Annotated in this window: 10 protein-coding genes and 1 tRNA gene; 6 read left to right on the top strand and 5 right to left on the bottom strand. The window is 63.1% G+C overall.

Going from position 1 to position 16,320, the window contains the following annotated elements:
* The first annotated feature begins 55 nt into the window (after positions 1-55).
* The 5 genes from AC1DJW_RS05620 to AC1DJW_RS05600 all read left to right on the top strand — a co-directional run bounded on the left by AC1DJW_RS05620 (position 56) and on the right by AC1DJW_RS05600 (position 5,415).
* Positions 56-1,963: a beta-L-arabinofuranosidase domain-containing protein gene (locus tag AC1DJW_RS05620; protein WP_441437368.1), complete on the top strand. Its 1,908-nt coding sequence runs from the start codon at positions 56-58 to the stop codon at positions 1,961-1,963.
* A complete protein-coding gene (locus AC1DJW_RS05615; RefSeq protein WP_441437369.1) occupies positions 1,956-2,750 on the top strand; it encodes a ThuA domain-containing protein in 795 nt (264 codons plus the stop codon). Before AC1DJW_RS05620 ends, AC1DJW_RS05615 begins: the two co-directional genes overlap by 8 nt.
* On the top strand, positions 2,747-4,018 hold the full coding sequence (locus AC1DJW_RS05610) for a Gfo/Idh/MocA family protein (protein ID WP_476900893.1): 1,272 nt from the start codon (positions 2,747-2,749) through the stop codon (positions 4,016-4,018). The genes AC1DJW_RS05615 and AC1DJW_RS05610 overlap by 4 nt, the downstream gene beginning before the upstream one ends.
* Complete coding sequence (locus tag AC1DJW_RS05605; RefSeq protein WP_441437371.1) at positions 4,005-5,024, top strand: acetylxylan esterase; 1,020 nt, start codon at positions 4,005-4,007, stop codon at positions 5,022-5,024. Before AC1DJW_RS05610 ends, AC1DJW_RS05605 begins: the two co-directional genes overlap by 14 nt.
* Before the next feature lie 88 nt (positions 5,025-5,112).
* On the top strand, positions 5,113-5,415 hold the full coding sequence (locus AC1DJW_RS05600) for a hypothetical protein (RefSeq protein WP_476900892.1): 303 nt from the start codon (positions 5,113-5,115) through the stop codon (positions 5,413-5,415).
* Between the two features lie 677 nt (positions 5,416-6,092).
* On the opposite strand, the gene AC1DJW_RS05595 is transcribed toward AC1DJW_RS05600, so the two are convergent.
* A tRNA-Leu gene (locus AC1DJW_RS05595) sits at positions 6,093-6,174 on the bottom strand.
* A gap of 196 nt (positions 6,175-6,370) precedes the next feature.
* Between AC1DJW_RS05595 and AC1DJW_RS05590 the strand changes: the two genes are divergently transcribed.
* Complete coding sequence (locus AC1DJW_RS05590; RefSeq protein WP_028266834.1) at positions 6,371-6,976, top strand: ANTAR domain-containing response regulator; 606 nt, start codon at positions 6,371-6,373, stop codon at positions 6,974-6,976.
* Between the two features lie 227 nt (positions 6,977-7,203).
* On the opposite strand, the gene pyk is transcribed toward AC1DJW_RS05590, so the two are convergent.
* The 4 genes from pyk to lgt form a co-directional block, all read right to left on the bottom strand.
* Positions 7,204-8,706, bottom strand: a complete 1,503-nt coding sequence (gene pyk / locus AC1DJW_RS05585) for a pyruvate kinase (RefSeq protein ID WP_284752073.1) — start codon at positions 8,704-8,706, stop codon at positions 7,204-7,206.
* A 57-nt stretch (positions 8,707-8,763) separates the two neighbouring features.
* Complete coding sequence (locus AC1DJW_RS05580; protein WP_284752072.1) at positions 8,764-10,221, bottom strand: glutamate synthase subunit beta; 1,458 nt, start codon at positions 10,219-10,221, stop codon at positions 8,764-8,766.
* Positions 10,214-14,827 carry a glutamate synthase large subunit gene (gene gltB, locus AC1DJW_RS05575; RefSeq protein ID WP_476900891.1) on the bottom strand — a complete coding sequence of 1,538 codons (4,614 nt, stop codon included), beginning with the start codon at positions 14,825-14,827 and terminating at the stop codon, positions 10,214-10,216. The genes AC1DJW_RS05580 and gltB overlap by 8 nt, the downstream gene beginning before the upstream one ends.
* A gap of 262 nt (positions 14,828-15,089) precedes the next feature.
* Complete coding sequence (gene lgt, locus AC1DJW_RS05570) at positions 15,090-16,310, bottom strand: prolipoprotein diacylglyceryl transferase (RefSeq protein ID WP_476900890.1); 1,221 nt, start codon at positions 16,308-16,310, stop codon at positions 15,090-15,092.
* Positions 16,311-16,320: the final 10 nt, after the last annotated feature.

Below are 16,320 nucleotides of genomic sequence, written 5' to 3'. Positions count from 1 at the left end.
GCTTAGCCGGGCGACCTTTCCTTAGTGTCCTTTTTTGAACTGATCGGGAGATCTTGTGAATCAGAGAATTTCCGTTGGCTTCGTAGGACCTCGTGATGCTGAACTACTTGAGGGTCCCGCGCTGTCCAGAGCACAGGTGAATCGCGAATATTTGATGAGTCTCACCGCTGAGAACTTACTTCGCCCCTATCGCATGGAGGCGGGGTTGTGGCGATACTCCGGCTCTGTAGGGACAACTGTCGGAGAAACTGCAGCCGACGGCCCCGAAAACTGGCACTGGGGATGGGAATCGCCCACGAGTGACCTTCGCGGACATATCCTCGGTCACTGGTTGTCGGCCGCAGCCTACCTGTCAACACACGACGAGGAAGTACGAGCGCGAGCCAACCACATTGTCAAAGAGCTGGTCAGATGCCAGGAGGCGAATGGCGGTCAGTGGGTGGCTGGGATTCCGCGCGGATATATGGACCGGGTTGTGCAGGGTCAGGAGGTGTGGGCACCCCAATATACGGTTCACAAGATCCTCATGGGGCTGTGGGACATGTACGCGATCGGAGGCAGCGCCGCAGCGCTGAAGCTGCTCACGAACTTCGCTGATTGGTTCGTGCAGTGGACGGATCATTTGAGCCGCGGGCAGCTTGACGATGTTCTGGATGTGGAGACCGGGGGGATGCTGGAGATTTGGGCGAATCTCTACGGCGAAACGGGCGAGAATAAATACTCAGTGTTGATGAGCCGCTACGACCGCCCACGCTTCTTCGATCGTCTGCTCAGCGGTGAGGACGTGTTGACCAACAGGCACGCCAATACGCAAATCCCTGAAATACTGGGCGCTGCCCGAGCGTGGGAGGTTACGGGAGACCGGCGCTGGCGTGACATCGTCGAAGCGTTTTGGTTTCAGGCCGTTACTTCCCGTGGCACTTACTGTACGGGTGGGTCTACATCGGGAGAGGTCTGGCAACCTTCGAAAATTGTACTTTCGCGTTTGCACCGCGTGCAGGAGCATTGCACTGTTTACAACATGATGCGTTTGGCGCAAACCTTGTATAGCTGGACGGGCGAAAAGAGCTATGCGGACTACTGGGAACGGAACCTCGTAAACGGAATTTTTGCGCAGCAAAATCAGAGGACAGGCATGGTGACCTACTTTCTTCCCCTCGCGCCTGGCAGTGAGAAACAATGGGGTTCGCGCACCAACGACTTCTGGTGCTGCCACGGCACCCTCCTGCAAGCGCACTCTCACCACGCGACGGCTGCCGTGCAGCGGGACGAGGATGGTCTCCGCATCAGCCAATACATACCCTCGGACACACGTTGGGACGATGTCGCCGACACAAGCGTCGCCATTCGGATTCAGCAGGATCCTCTCGACGGTGTGGTGTTCGGACAAACTGAAACCCTGGACGGTCTAAACGCTATCCAACGTCTGGAGCCGGATCTGCCGACCGAACGCCCCGACCGAATGGTCTTCGATATCAAGGTGCGTCCAGACCAAACGACGCGATTCACCTTGCGACTACGAATACCAGATTGGGTCCGTGCCCCACTTCGCGTGTATTGCAACGGGAATGAGCTTGCTTACGTCGAGGAAGAAGGGTGGGTTCTCGTCGATCGCGACTGGTCGGCGGGAGATCTCCTACGCGTCGAATTCCCGACCCGGGTTCGCGCCATCCCGGCTCCCGAGAACCCTGGCGTACTGTCCTTCGAAGACGGACCCTATGTTCTCGCTGGATTGACCTCACGGCGCGTGCCAGTCGAACGCGCACATGGCGGGGACGCCACCACTATTCTCGCGCCGGATGAGACCAGGACGCATCACTGGTGGAATGCAGGCACGTACCGCACCATCCGCACCCCTGACATACAATTCGTACCCCTTTCCGACCTAACTGAAGGCGACTACACCGTCTACTTTCCCGTGGAGTCCGGCGATGACAGAAGTACAAGGAGCTTCAATGAGTAAAAGCACCCCGATCCGGGTCACAGTTTGGAACGAAAACCGGCATGAGCAGGAACACGAGCAGGTGGCAAAACTCTACCCCCGCGGCATTCACGGCGCAGTGAAGGAGGGTATCGAGGAGAACCTGGGTGCCGCCGTCGTCGTCCGCACCGCCACCCTGGACGAGCCGGAGCACGGCCTTACCGAAGAGGTCCTGGCCACCACGGACGTCCTGACCTGGTGGGGGCACATGTCCCACGCCGATGTCGATGACGAGATCGTGGAGCGGGTGCACCGCCACGTGCTCTCGGGAATGGGGCTGATCGTGCTCCACTCAGGCCACTGGTCCAAGATCTTCACCAAGCTCATGGGCACCACGTGCACCCTGCGCTGGCGGAGCGAGCAGGACCGCGAGCTGGTGTGGACCGTGGACCCCACCCACCCCATCGCCAAGGGCGTTCCGCACCCCATCATCATTGATGAGCAGGAAATGTACGGCGAATTCTTCGACATCCCTGGGCCGGAGGAACTGGTCTTCATCAGTTCGTTCAGCGGCGGCGAAGTCTTCCGCTCCGGCTGCACTTTCCGACGCGGCCACGGCAAGATCTTCTACTTCAGCCCCGGCGATCAGGACTTCCCGGTGTATCACCACAAGGACATCCGCCGGGTCATCTCCAACGCCGTCCAGTGGGCATTCACCGACCGGTCGCGCCGGGAACTTCCGGAACTGCTGCAATATGACACCGATGAGTTCTACAAGGGCGCCGACTACAAGGGCGCCACCGCGATCTACGAGGAAACCACGGCATGAGCCGCCCGTTCGCGACAATTGAGGACGATCGGGGTCCGCTAAAAGTGCTGCTGGTCGGCGCCGGAGCCATGGGCCACACCTGGCTGGGGGCGGTGGAGGCCTCGCCGCTCGTGGAGCTCAGCGGCATCGTTGACCTTAACCTGGACGCCGCGCGTGCCAGCGCCGCCTCGATCGGCAAACCTGACCTTCCAGTGGGGAGGGGAACAGCGCAACTGGCGTCCGACGTCGGCGCCCAGGCGGTCATCAACGTCACGGTTCCGGCCGCCCACCACCCCGTATCCGCCGAGGCGCTCTTCGCCGGGCTTCCCGTGCTGGGCGAAAAGCCGGTTGCGTCCACCGTGGCTCAGGGCCTGAGCCTGGTCGCTGCCGCCGAGCTCACCGGCCAGTTGTTCATGGTCAGCCAGTCCCGCCGCTACAACCGCGACCTGTTCGCCGGCAAGGCTCTCGCCGGCGGGCTCGGCCGGCTGGGCACGCTGTCCGCCGATTTCTTCAAGGCACCGCATTTCGGCGGATACCGCGACCAGATGGAGCACCCGCTACTGCTGGACATGGCCATCCACCAGTTCGACATGGCGCGCTTCCTCCTGGACGCGGACCCCGTCTCCGTATTCTGCGAGGAATACAACCCTGCTTGGAGCTGGTATCGAGGGGACGCGGCAGCCGTAGCGTCCTTCGAAATGTCCGGCGGCGAGCGGTTCGTGTTCAACGGAAGCTGGTGCAGCCCCGGGCGGGAAACCTCCTGGAACGCAGCCTGGCGGCTCGGCGGCGAAAACGGGACTGTCGTGTGGGACGGTGATAATCCCCCGACCGTGACCCCATCCTCCCCCGCAGACGCCGCTGCTGACATTGCTGTAGAGGATACTGTTCAGGTGCATGCCCCCGTTCACCCGGGCCGGAGAGTGGTGGAGGAGCCGGGCCCGGACGTCCACGGATCCTTGCACGAGTTCGTTTCAGCGCTCCGAACAGGAACTCCGCCCATGGGTCAGGTTCACGCGAACATCCTCAGCCTGGCCATGGTGGAAGCAGCCATCGAAAGCGCAGCCACCGGCTGGCGGGTGCAGATCGACGCACTACTGGAACGTTCCTATGAAGAGGCTGTCCGGGACGAGAAGCGGCAGGACGTGGCCGCCGTCCTCCACTCCTGGTCCATCGATGGTGCCTTCTCCGCCGCAGCCGCCCTCGGAGCTGCTCCTGGTACGGAAATGCCAAGCCAGATCCAGCCAGCCCCTCCAGAAAACAACAGAATCGGACGCGATGCCACTTTTTGACCTCCCGTTGGCCCAGCTCCGCAGCTATACCTCCGATGTGACGATGCCGGAAGACCTTCGCGAATTCTGGGATGCCACGATCGCGGATGCCAGAGCCTACCCCCTGAACGCCCGGTTTGAGCCCGTCGAGAACTACCTTTCTGTGATCGACACCTTTGACGTGACCTTCGCAGGGTACGGTGGGGAACCCATCAAGGGATGGCTGCACCTCCCTGCCACCAGGGACTCAGGTTCCAGGCTGCCTGTGGTGGTCCACTACGTCGGCTACTCCGGTGGGCGGGGACTGGCGAACCAGGAAACAGGGTGGGCGCAGGCGGGGTACGCGCATTTCATCATGGACACCCGTGGCCAGGGTTACGGTTTTGCTGTGGGTGAGACTGCTGATCCCCATCCGTCGGCTGGCGGCGTGGGTTATGCCGGCTTCATGACCCGGGGCGTCGGCAGCCGCGAAGACTACTACTACCGGCGGGTGTACACGGATGCCTTCCGGGCAGTGGAGGCAGCACAATCCCACCCTGAGGTGGATGCGGCACGAGTCGTCCTCGCCGGCGGAAGTCAGGGCGGCGGCATTGTGGTAGCTGTCTCCGGGCTGGTGGCCGGTCGGCTCGACGGCGTCGTGGCAGCTTTGCCCGACGTCCCGTTCCTGCAGGATTTTCCGCGCGCTATCGACATCGCCCCGCGTGGCCCGTACCCGGAAATCGCCGCCTTCCTTGCCCGTCATCGGGACCGGTATGAGCAAGTACTTGACGTCCTGCGCTATTTCGACGGCGTCAACCTCGGACGATGGGCTACGGCGCCTGCGCTCTACTCGGCAGCGCAAAGTGACGACATCTGCCCGCCCTCTACTGTCTTCGCCAGCTTCAACGCGTACGGCTCGGGCACTTCTGACGCGTCCCGTCCCGGCCCAACGAAGGAGATGGAGGTGTACAGGTTCAACAACCATGAAGGAGGGCAGGAACACCACTGGATAAAGCAGGTTCTGTTTCTCCGCCAGCTCCTAGTCTAACTCCCGGTTCAAATCGGCCGAAAAGACAAACCTGCTACTAGTGGGTTTGTGCATTTTCGACGGCAATCCTCATCAAGAACCTCGCCGCGTGCTGTCAATGCTCCCGGTCTCTGTGTCCCGTGGGTACTTCGACGTTGCCCTCATGTCGGCAACCTTGGCGATCATCGGCTACCGCTGCATCCATAAGTTCTCCCACATCGTAGCGGTCCTCAGCGCCGTCGTGTTCGTGATCCTGCTTGTCCGCATTATCACCGACTCGAACATGGGCGCGGTCGTCGAAACGAACGTCTTCGATGGTGCCGCATTCGTCCTCGGGGTTTCCCTGTCGGCCGAGTTCCAAGGCGAGTCTGAGAAATCAACGCCCCTGACGGTCCCCTCTTCCTTAGCTTGACGACAGGGCACTTATCGGCAGACTGGCCGCTTCCGCACGCTCGGCCGTCAAGCGCGTGATCCGGCAAACCTCCACAGCCCCTGCCAACGACTAAGAGCCCGCGCCGCCCCCCTTGCATTCGTAGTGCCGCATCGACTAAACGGATAAATCCGGCCTGAATGCCCTCGGTCGGCTCAGCGACGGAACCGCGCACGCAATGAAATTCAAGACCGGCGTCATGTCGTCATTGCACGCGCATGCGATGAGCAGAATGTGGGCCGAAGGAGGACTAGGCAAATGGCTGCGAACAGCTACGAAAAAGCGGATTTAAGTGTGGACAATGTACACACCCCCTTTGGCCTGACAAAGCCGTCCCCAGCTAAGGCTCTCCGCTCCGGCAATGAGCCAGAACTGAAGAACTTTGACGCAGGCTCTCGAAGTCATGTCGCGCTCAGTACCCCTACCCATGAAGAGGTGTAGGCCAACCACGACCTACCGAACGAACCAAGAGAGGAACATATAACCCCAGCTCACAGCACGCGGAGGGCCAACCAGCCACGACCCTGAACCCGCTCCCCCACAACAAAACAGGCGAACCGCGGCGCCAGGCACACCCCGCGGTCAATGTCAGAGGGAACTGACCACCTAATTTGTACACACGTTAAAGCAAATACCCCCTCTGACGAGGGGGTATGCCGTGCCCGAGGTGGGACTCGAACCCACACACCTTTCGATACCGCATTTTGAGTGCGGCGCGTCTGCCAATTCCGCCACTCGGGCGCGGAAACACCGAAACAAGACTAACCGACGTCGAGCTCTTCACAGAACTCAACGCTCCCTGTTGCAGTGCGCGAAACTACTCTACATGCAGATAGGCTAATTTTCAGAACCGGCGCGGCCGAGCAATAAATCATACGCAGCGACCGGGTGCAACTAAGATGGTTGAGAACCCGCCGTACGTCTTGAAGGAGATCCCGTGTCAGAACAGACGGAGTCCAAGCCCGCATCCCAGCCGGCACGCCGAGTAGTTGTCGCAGAAGATGAAACCCTCATCCGCCTGGACATCATCGAGATCTTGAAGGGCGAAGGCTACGACGTTGTCGGTGAGGCCGACAACGGTGAGAAGGCCGTTCAGCTGGCCGAGGAACTGAAGCCGGATCTGGTCCTCATGGACGTCAAGATGCCGGTCATGGACGGCATCTCCGCCGCGGAGAAGATCGTCAAGGCGAGGATCGCCCCCGTTGTCCTGCTGACAGCGTTCAGCCAGAAGGAACTCGTGGAGCGCGCCCGCGACGCCGGGGCCATGGCCTACGTCGTCAAGCCTTTCACTCCAGCCGACTTGATCCCGGCTATCGAGATCGCACTGTCCCGCCACGAGGAGATCAAGGCCCTCGAGAACGAGGTGTCCGACCTCCAGGAGCAGTTCGCCACGCGGAAGCTTGTGGAGCGGGCAAAGAGCCTCCTGACCACGAAGATGGGCCTCACGGAGCCGGAAGCATTCCGCTGGATCCAGAAGACCTCTATGGACCGTCGCCTCAGCATGCGCGAGGTCGCCGAGACCATCATCAACCAGGTCAACTAGCACTACCCGCGAAGGGCGCCGCTCCCACGGGAAGCGGCGCCCTTTCGTCGTCTCCGGACACGCCTGGGCGTCCTTCGTGCCCCCAGAACCCGACACCGCCACTCGCCCCCGGGACAGCGCCCGCGGCCCGCCGCCCGAACCAGCTCGCCCCCGCAAACCACCCAGCCGCAAAACAAGACAAAGGAGGCCCCGCCAAACGGCGGAGCCTCCTGAACAGCGCGGAAAGATCAGGCCTTGGACTTGGCCTTCTTCTTCTTTTCCGGCCACGGTCCCAGCTTTTCCTTGCGGGCTGCGGCTTCTTCCACACGGGACGTGTCCGCGAGGTCTCCTACCCTGTGCACCTTGAGCGAGTTCGTGGAACCAGCCTGTCCGGGAGGGGAACCGGCAGCGATGACCACGAGGTCGCCGTTCTCGACGATCTTCATCTCGAGGAGGCTGCGGTCCACCTGGGCCGTCATGGCATCGGTGTGGCCCACCATGGGGACCAGGACGGGCTGGATGCCCCAGGTCAGAGCCAGCTGGTTCCAGACGTGCTCCACGGGGGTGAAGGCGAATACCGGCTTGACGGGACGCAGGCGGGACAGTCGGCGGGCCGAGTCACCGGACTGGGTGAACGTACAGATGTACTTTGCGTCCAGCTGGTCGGCGATTTCGACGGCGGCACGCGTGATGGCGCCTCCGCGGGTCTTGGGCTTGGTACCCAGCGGGGGAACGCGCTCAAGTCCGTGTTCTTCGGTGGACTCGATGATCCGGGCCATGGTCTTGACCGTCTCGATCGGGTACTTGCCCACGCTGGTCTCGCCGGAGAGCATGACTGCGTCGGCGCCGTCCAGCACTGCGTTCGCGCAGTCCGAAGCCTCGGCGCGGGTCGGGCGCGGGTTGTCGATCATCGATTCGAGAACCTGGGTGGCCACGATGACCGGCTTGGCCCAGCGGCGTGCCAGTTCGATGGCGCGCTTCTGGACGATCGGCACTTCCTCGAGCGGGAGTTCCACGCCGAGGTCGCCACGGGCAACCATGATGGCGTCGAAGGCGTCGATGATTTCGTGGAGCTGGTCCACTGCCTGCGGCTTCTCGATCTTGGCGATGACCGGCACGCGACGGCCTTCTTCGTCCATGATTTCGTGCACGCGCTTGATGTCGGAGGCATCGCGGACGAAGGACAGTGCGACCATGTCGACACCGCGCTTCATGGCCCAGCGGAGATCGTCCTCGTCCTTTTCGCTCAGTGCGGGGACGTTGACGGCGACGCCGGGCAGGTTGATGCCCTTGTTGTTGGAGACCCAGCCACCGACGGTCACCGTGGCGACCACCTTGACGTCGTCAACCTCGATGGCGCGCAAGGCAACCTTGCCGTCGTCGATCAGCAGTGCGTCGCCGACGTTGACGTCTTCGGTCAGGCTCTTGAGCGTGGTGGAGCAGATGTCCTTGGTACCGGGGACGTCCTCGGTGGTGATGGTGAAAGTGTCACCGACGGCGAGCTCGTGGGGGCCGTCGACAAATCGACCCAGGCGGATCTTCGGGCCCTGCAAGTCGGCCATGATGGCAACGGGCTTGTGGAGCTGGGCGGAAGCCTTGCGGACGTTCTCGTACGTGTTGTCGTGTACTGAGTAGTCGCCGTGGCTCATGTTCATGCGGGCGACGTCGACGCCGGCCTCCAGCACCGCGAGGGTGTTGTCAAAGCTGGAAATTGCCGGTCCGAACGTTGCCACGATTTTTGCGCGTCTCATATACCTACCCTAGTAGTGTGCTGCAGTTGGAGTTGGGAAAGCGTCGTGCGCCGGTCCTTAGAGGACCGATATAGCCCGGTCGGTGGGAGCCACCGGCGCGGGGAGAATGGTGCTGCCCATGAGGTACTTGTCGACGGCGGCAGCGCAGGCGCGGCCTTCGGCGATCGCCCAGACAATCAAGGACTGCCCGCGGCCTGCATCGCCTGCCACGAAAACGCCCTCGGTGTTGGTCATGTAGTACCCATCTCGGGCCACGTTGCCGCGGCCGTCGAATTCTGCGCTGACCTGTTCGGTGATACCGGCAGGTTCCGCGCCCGTGAAGCCGAGCGACAGGAAGACCAGATCGGCCGGAATCACGCGCTCTGTACCGGCCTTCGGCAGGCGCTTGCCGTCCACGAACTCGGTCTCGGCGACCTTGACGCCAGTGAGCTTGCCGTTTTCGCCGACAAATTCAACGGTCGAGGCAAGGTAGGTGCGTTCGCCGCCCTCTTCGTGTGCGCTGGCAACCTCGAAGAGCGTGGGGAACGTCGGCCACGGCTGGTGCGAGGCGCGCTCGAGCGGCGGCTGCTTGCCGATCGCGAGGGTGGTGACCGAGGCGGCGCCGTGGCGGTGTGCCGTGCCGAGGCAGTCGGCGCCGGTGTCGCCGCCGCCGAGGATGATCACGTGCTTGCCCTTGGCATCGATCTGGCCCTCCACGGTTTCACCGGCAACCACGCGGTTGGCGGGCACCAGGTAGTCCATGGCGAAGTGGATGCCTTCAAGCTCGCGGCCCGGGATGGGAAGGTCGCGCGGAACGGTAGCACCGGTGGCGATCACCACGGAGTCGTACCGGCGGCGCAACTGCTCCCAGGTCACGTCGCTTCCGACCGCGACACCCGTGCGGAACCGCGTGCCCTCGGCCTTCATTTGCTCGACGCGGCGGTCGACCTGTTCCTTCTCCATCTTGAAGTCGGGGATGCCATAGCGCAGCAGTCCCCCGATCTTGTCGTCGCGCTCGTAGACGGCCACGGTGTGTCCGACGCGCGTCAGCTGCTGTGCGACTGCAAGCCCCGCGGGGCCGGAGCCGACGACGGCGACCGTCTTCCCGGAGAGACGCGTCGGCGGAAGGGGTTGTACCCAGCCGTTTTCGAAGGCGTCGTCGATGATCGAAACTTCAACCTGCTTGATGGTCACAGCGGGCTGGTTGATGCCCAGGACGCAGGATGCTTCACACGGCGCGGGACACAAGCGGCCCGTGAACTCCGGGAAGTTGTTGGTCGCGTGCAAGCGCTCAATCGCTTCCTCGCCCTTTCCGCGCCAGGTAAGGTCGTTCCACTCCGGGATGAGGTTCCCCAGCGGGCAGCCTTGGTGGCAGAACGGCACGCCGCAGTCCATGCAGCGGCCGGCCTGGCTCTTGAGCACACCCTTGTCCTGGGCTTCGTAGACTTCTTTCCAGTCCATGATGCGGACGGGAACGGGACGGCGTGGCTGCGTCTCGCGCTGCCGGACTTTCAGAAATCCGCGTGGATCAGCCACCGGTTACCTCCAGGATTCGGGACCATACTTCTTCGCCATCGGGATCAAGGCCCTCTTCGATGGCGTCGAGACGGGTTTGCAGGACTGCGGCGTAGTCGCGCGGCAGAACTTTGGTGATGCGGGCGGCTGTGTCATCGAAGTTTTCGAGCAAGCGGCCTGCGAGGACGGATTCGGTTTCTTCCACATGCTTGACCAGGAGGCCGTGGACGATGGTGCGGTCCTCGTCGTCGAGCTCACGCAGCTGCAGTTCGCCGGAATCCAAGGCCTGCTTGTTCACGCGGGCAGGCTGGAGGTCCAGCACGTACGCGGTACCACCGGACATGCCGGCACCGAAGTTGCGTCCGGTGCGGCCGATGATGAGCGTCTGGCCGCCGGTCATGTACTCGCAGCCATGGTCACCGATGCCTTCGACGACGGCGGTGGCCCCCGAGTTGCGCACCAGGAAGCGTTCGCCCACCTGGCCACGAAGGAACATTTCGCCGCTCGTAGCCCCGTAACCGATCACGTTGCCGGCGATGACGTTGCGTTCCGCCTGGAAAACGTTGGTGCGGTCCGGCCGGACGATGATCCGTCCACCGGAGAGGCCCTTGCCGACGTAGTCGTTGGAGTCACCGAACATGCGCAGGGTGATGCCCGCCGGAAGGAAGGCGCCCAGCGACTGCCCGGCGGTGCCCTTCAGCGTGATGTCGATAGTGTCGGTGGCGAGGACATCGATGCCGAACGTCTTGGTCACGACGTGCCCCAGCATGGTGCCCACGGAACGGTCCGTGTTGATGACGTCGACGGCGATCTTCACCGGCGTGCGGTCGCTCAAGGCCTCGGCGGCCATGCCGATGAGGCGCTGGTCGAAGTGCTTGTCGAGCTCGTGGTTCTGGCCGGTGAGGTTCCGCAAGGGAACGTCGTCGTCGAACTCGAGTCCGTGCAGGATCGGGTCCAGGTCCAGTCCGTCGGCCTTCCAGTGGTCGACCGCTTCGCGGGTGTCAAGGACCTCGGCGTGGCCGATGGCTTCTTCGAGGCTGCGGAAACCGAGTTCGGCAAGCAGCTCGCGGACTTCCTCGGCAAGGAATTCGAAGAAGTTGACCACGAATTCGGGCTTGCCTGTGAAGCGCGAACGAAGCTCCGGGTTCTGGGTTGCGACGCCGACCGGGCAGGTATCGAGGTGGCAGACGCGCATCATGATGCAGCCGGAAACCACGAGGGGCGCGGTCGCGAAACCGTACTCCTCGGCACCCAGCAGCGCAGCGATGACGACGTCGCGGCCCGTCTTAAGCTGGCCGTCCACCTGGACCACGACGCGGTCGCGGAGCCCGTTGAGCATGAGCGTCTGCTGGGTCTCAGCGAGGCCGAGCTCCCACGGGACACCCGCATGCTTGAGCGAGTTCAGCGGCGAGGCGCCGGTTCCGCCGTCGTGCCCTGAAACAAGCACGACGTCGGCCTTCGCCTTGGTGACGCCGGACGCCACCGTGCCGATCCCGACTTCGGACACAAGCTTCACGTGCACTCGCGCCGAGGGGTTGGCCCGCTTGGCGTCGTAGATGAGCTGCGCGAGGTCCTCGATCGAGTAGATGTCGTGGTGGGGAGGCGGGGAAATGAGCCCGACGCCGGGGGTTGAGTGGCGGGTCCGGGCTACCCAGGGGTAGACCTTCTGCGCCATCAGCTGGCCACCTTCACCGGGCTTGGCGCCCTGGGCCATCTTGATCTGGATATCTTCGGCGTTGGTCAGGTACAGGCTGGTCACGCCGAAACGGCCGGAGGCAATTTGCTTGATCGCGGAGCGGCGCTCCGGGTCCAGCAGGCGGTCCACGTCTTCGCCGCCTTCGCCGGTGTTGGACTTGGCGCCCAGCCGGTTCATGGCGATTGCGAGCGTTTCGTGGGCTTCCTTGGAGATCGAGCCGTAGCTCATCGCTCCGGTGGAGAACCGCTTCACGATGCTGGAAACCGGTTCGACTTCCTCAAGCGGCACTGCGGGGCGCAGGGTGTCCTTGAACTTCAAGAGCCCGCGCAGGGTCATGAGGTTCTCGGACTGGTCGTCAATTCCCTTGGTGTAGGACTTGAAGATGTCGTAGCGGCGTTCGCGCGTGGCGTGCTGCAGGCGGAAGACGGTCTCCGGATTGAACAAGTGGGGTTCGCCATCGCGGCGCCACTGGTATTCGCCGCCACCGAGCAACGGACGGTGCGGCAGCTCGATGCCGCCTTCCGGGTACGCCATCTGGTGGCGCGCGGAAACTTCGGCGGCGATGACGTCCAGGCCGACGCCACCCAACTGCGAGTGGGTGCCGGAGAAGAATTCGTCCACGAGGTCCTGGGACAGGCCCAGGGCTTCGAAAGTCTGGGCGCCGGTGTAGGAGGCCACCGTGGAAATGCCCATCTTGGACATGATCTTCAGGACACCCTTGCCGAGGCCCTTGATGAGGTTGTAGACGCCGTCTTCGGCAGTCACACCAACGACTTCGCCAGTGCTGATGAGCTGCTCCACGGATTCCATTGCCAGGTACGGGTTCACGGCGGAAGCGCCGAAGCCCACCAGCACAGCCACGTGGTGCGTTTCGCGGACGTCGCCGGCCTCGACCACCAGGGCGGTCTTGGTGCGGTTGGCGCTGCGGAGCAAGTGGTGGTGTACCGCGCTGACAAGCAGCAGGGACGGGATCGGAGCCCACTGCGCGTTGGAGTCGCGGTCGGACAGCACGATGTACTGCACACCACGGTTGATCGCGCCGGAAACCTGCTCGCAGATTTCGGTCAGGCGGCTCCGCAGGGCCGCTTCGCCGCCCTCCGGGCGGTACAGTCCGCGGACCTTCATGGCGACTTTGTCGCCGTCGGCGTTCTCGATGTTGGCGATCTTAGCGAGTTGATCGTTGTTGATCACCGGGAACGGCAGGGAGATCTGCGGCTGGCGCACCTGCCCGACGTCGAGAAGGTTGCCGTTGGGACCGATGGCACACTTCAGCGAGGTGACAAGCTCTTCGCGGATCGCGTCCAGGGGCGGGTTGGTGACCTGGGCGAAAGACTGCACGAAGTAGTCGAACAGCAAACGCGGACGCTTGGACAGCACGGCAACCGGAGTGTCGGAGCCCATGGCGCCGAGAGGTTCGGCCCCGGTGCGGGCCATCGGCCCAAGGAGGATCTTCAATTCCTCGGTGGTGTACCCGAAAGTCCGCTGGCGGATGTTCACGGACGCAGCCGTGTGCAGAACGTGTTCGCGCTCCGGAAGGTCGTTGAGGTCGATCAAGTTGTCCTTGACCCATTCAGCCCACGGGTTGGCCGCGGCCACCTCGGCCTTGACCTCGGCGTCGTCGATGATGCGACCGGCTTCGGTGTCCACCAGGAACATCTTGCCCGGCGAAACACGGCCCTTCTTGACCACCTTGGCGGCCTCGACATCTATCACGCCGACCTCGGAGGCGAAGACGATCAGGCCATCCTCGGTGATCCAGTAACGGCCGGGGCGCAAGCCATTGCGGTCAAGGGTCGCACCAACAAGGTTGCCGTCGGTGAAGGACACTGCTGCCGGACCGTCCCACGGTTCCATGAGCAGCGAGTGGTACTCGTAGAAAGCGCGGCGGGCCGGATCCATCGTGGCGTGGTTTTCCCACGCCTCGGGGATCATCATCATGATCGAGTGCGTGATGGGCCGCCCGGAAAGCCAGAGCAGCTCGGCAACCTCGTCGAATGAAGCGGAGTCCGATGCACCCGGGGTGCAGATGGGGTACAGCTCCTCCGGGGAATCGCCCAGCAGCGGGTTCGCGAGCTGGGACTGGCGCGCCCGCATCCAGTTCCGGTTGCCCTTCACGGTGTTGATTTCACCGTTGTGGGCGATGGTGCGGAAGGGCTGGGCAAGCGGCCACGACGGGAAGGTGTTCGTCGAGAAGCGCGAGTGCACGATGGCCAGCTTGGTCTTGAAGCGCTTGTCCGAGAGATCCGGGTAGAACGGCTCCAGCTGGGCGGTTGTCAACATGCCCTTGTACACGATGGTGCGCGAGGACAGCGACGGGAAGTAGACGCCGAACTTGTTCTGCGCGCGCTTGCGGACACGCCAGGCCCGGGAGTCGAGTTCATTCCTGTCGAGCACTTCGCCCGTGGCGGAAGCGAGGAAGGGCTGGGCGAAGTAGGGCATGCAGGCTCGGGCCATGGCACCGACCAGGTCCCCGACGACCGGCACTTCACGCCAGCCAAGAACCGTCAGGCCCTCATCGGCTGCAAGCGCCTCGATGCCGGCCTTTGCGGTCTCTGCCTCGCGGGTTTCAGCCGGCAGGAAGGCGGTACCAACCACGTACTGGCCGGGTGCGGGGAGCTCGAACTCAGTGATGGCCCGGAAGAACTCGTCCGGGACCTGCATGAGGAGCCCGGCACCGTCGCCCGTGCCTTCGTCGGCGCCAACGGCGCCCCGGTGCTCAAGATTGCGCAGGGCAGTCAGGGCCGCTTCCACGATGTCATAGCCGGGTTCACCACGCAGCGTGGCAATAATGGCCAGGCCACAAGCGTCCTTCTCCTGCTCAGGGTTGTAGAGTCCCTGGGCTTCCGGGAGCGCAGCGAAACGCTTGAAGGGCGAGATGGCCCCCTGCGGTTCGACTGATTCGGACCAGCTTGGGTTATGAAGACGGGTCATTGAAGACGTCCTTCCTCGAGATCGTGCGAATGGAAGGGACAACGTTGGCCCCACCTTGCCTGCCGTGTGACGGGCATAACAAAGCGCTAGTTACTTGAAATTGTAGGTCAGCGGGCAAGACGCAACGAACAGTTACGCATGTCCCTGACCCAAGCTTGACCGCGGAGCCTCTGTGTGCTGCCGGGCGACTGCCAAGGGTGCCACGACGCTGTGGCCGGGGGCCTCTGGGCGGTAGCCCGGTTCCCCTGTGCCGTAGCGCTGGCTACTTGGTGCTGCCAGCTTCCGGCCCGGATCCGGGGGCGCTGCTGGCGGTGGTTTCGGTGGACGCGGAGCCGGAATCCGACGTGACGCCGGCATGTGACTCCTCGGCCGTTTCCGTAGGCTCAGCAGTATGGCCCAGATCGCTTTGGTTATTCCGGAGATTACCATGAGCACCGGTATCTGAGACAGATCCGTCCGTATCATGGCCCTTCGCACCGGTCACAATTGTGCTGTTCGTCTCACCGGCAGCAGTCGTCTCATCGTCCCCGGCACTTGAGACATCGGTGGCGGACTCATCCGCTTCGGCGGTCACCGCAGCGGGTTCCTTGCCGGGAAGGTACGCCGTGTCCGGCTCGGGCCTGCCGCGCAGGCTCAGTGCGATGAAAATGATGAGCGCCGCGACGAAGACGAAGATGCTGGTCCATACATTGAGACGTGTAGTGATGCCGAAGAGGTTGATCTGTTCGGCATCGTCAATACGCAACGCTTCGATCCAGACCCGACCAAGTGTGTAGTAGATGGCGTATAGCCAGAAGAGTCTGCCTCGGCGGAAATGGAAGCGGCGGTCCAGGACAAGGAGGACCACGACGCCGATGATGTTCCAGAGGGATTCGTAGAGGAACGTCGGGTGGAACAGCGTGTCACTAGGCATGCCGGCCGGAAAATTGGGGCTGTTGGGGTCTATTTGGAGGCCCCATGGCAACGTGGTGGGGCCACCGAAGAGTTCCTGGTTGAACCAGTTTCCCCAACGTCCGATCGCTTGTGCCAGCAAGAGCCCGGGGGCTGCAGCGTCGAGGAAGGCCGTGAGCTTGACGCCGGAGCGGCGGCAGCCGAGCCACGCACCGATAACGCCGAGAACCACGGCACCCCAGATGCCCAGGCCACCCCGCCAGATCTGCGGGATCAGGGAGAGGTCGCCGGTGCCGTTGAAGCCCGGGCCGAAGTACGCGTCCGGTGAGGAGATCACGTGGTAGAGACGGCCGCCCACAATGCCGAAGGGGATAGCCCAGATAGCGATGTCCCACAGGCTGCCTTCGGGTGTGCCGCGACGCTTCCAGCGCACGGCGGTGAGCCACAAGCCCACGATGATGCCCAGAAGGATGCACAGGGCGTACGCATGGATGCGGAGAGTCCCCCACGGAAGCGGAATATCAAATCCGGACCATGAGGGGCTCGGAATGCTCATGGGAGCCATTGCCGCGACGTGGAGGAGACTCTGCATTGTCTACGCG

The organism is Arthrobacter sp. 05L417 (assembly GCF_056397865.1).
This window is presented reverse-complemented; position numbering and strand designations above follow the sequence as displayed.

Coding starts and splice junctions, on each gene's coding strand:
- AC1DJW_RS05615 (WP_441437369.1), top strand. CDS start 1,956: ATGAGTAAAAGCACCCCGATCCGGGTCACAGTTTGGAACGAAAACCGG.
- AC1DJW_RS05610 (WP_476900893.1), top strand. CDS start 2,747: ATGAGCCGCCCGTTCGCGACAATTGAGGACGATCGGGGTCCGCTAAAA.
- AC1DJW_RS05605 (WP_441437371.1), top strand. CDS start 4,005: ATGCCACTTTTTGACCTCCCGTTGGCCCAGCTCCGCAGCTATACCTCC.
- pyk (WP_284752073.1), bottom strand. CDS start 8,706: ATGAGACGCGCAAAAATCGTGGCAACGTTCGGACCGGCAATTTCCAGC.
- gltB (WP_476900891.1), bottom strand. CDS start 14,827: ATGACCCGTCTTCATAACCCAAGCTGGTCCGAATCAGTCGAACCGCAG.
- lgt (WP_476900890.1), bottom strand. CDS start 16,310: ATGCAGAGTCTCCTCCACGTCGCGGCAATGGCTCCCATGAGCATTCCG.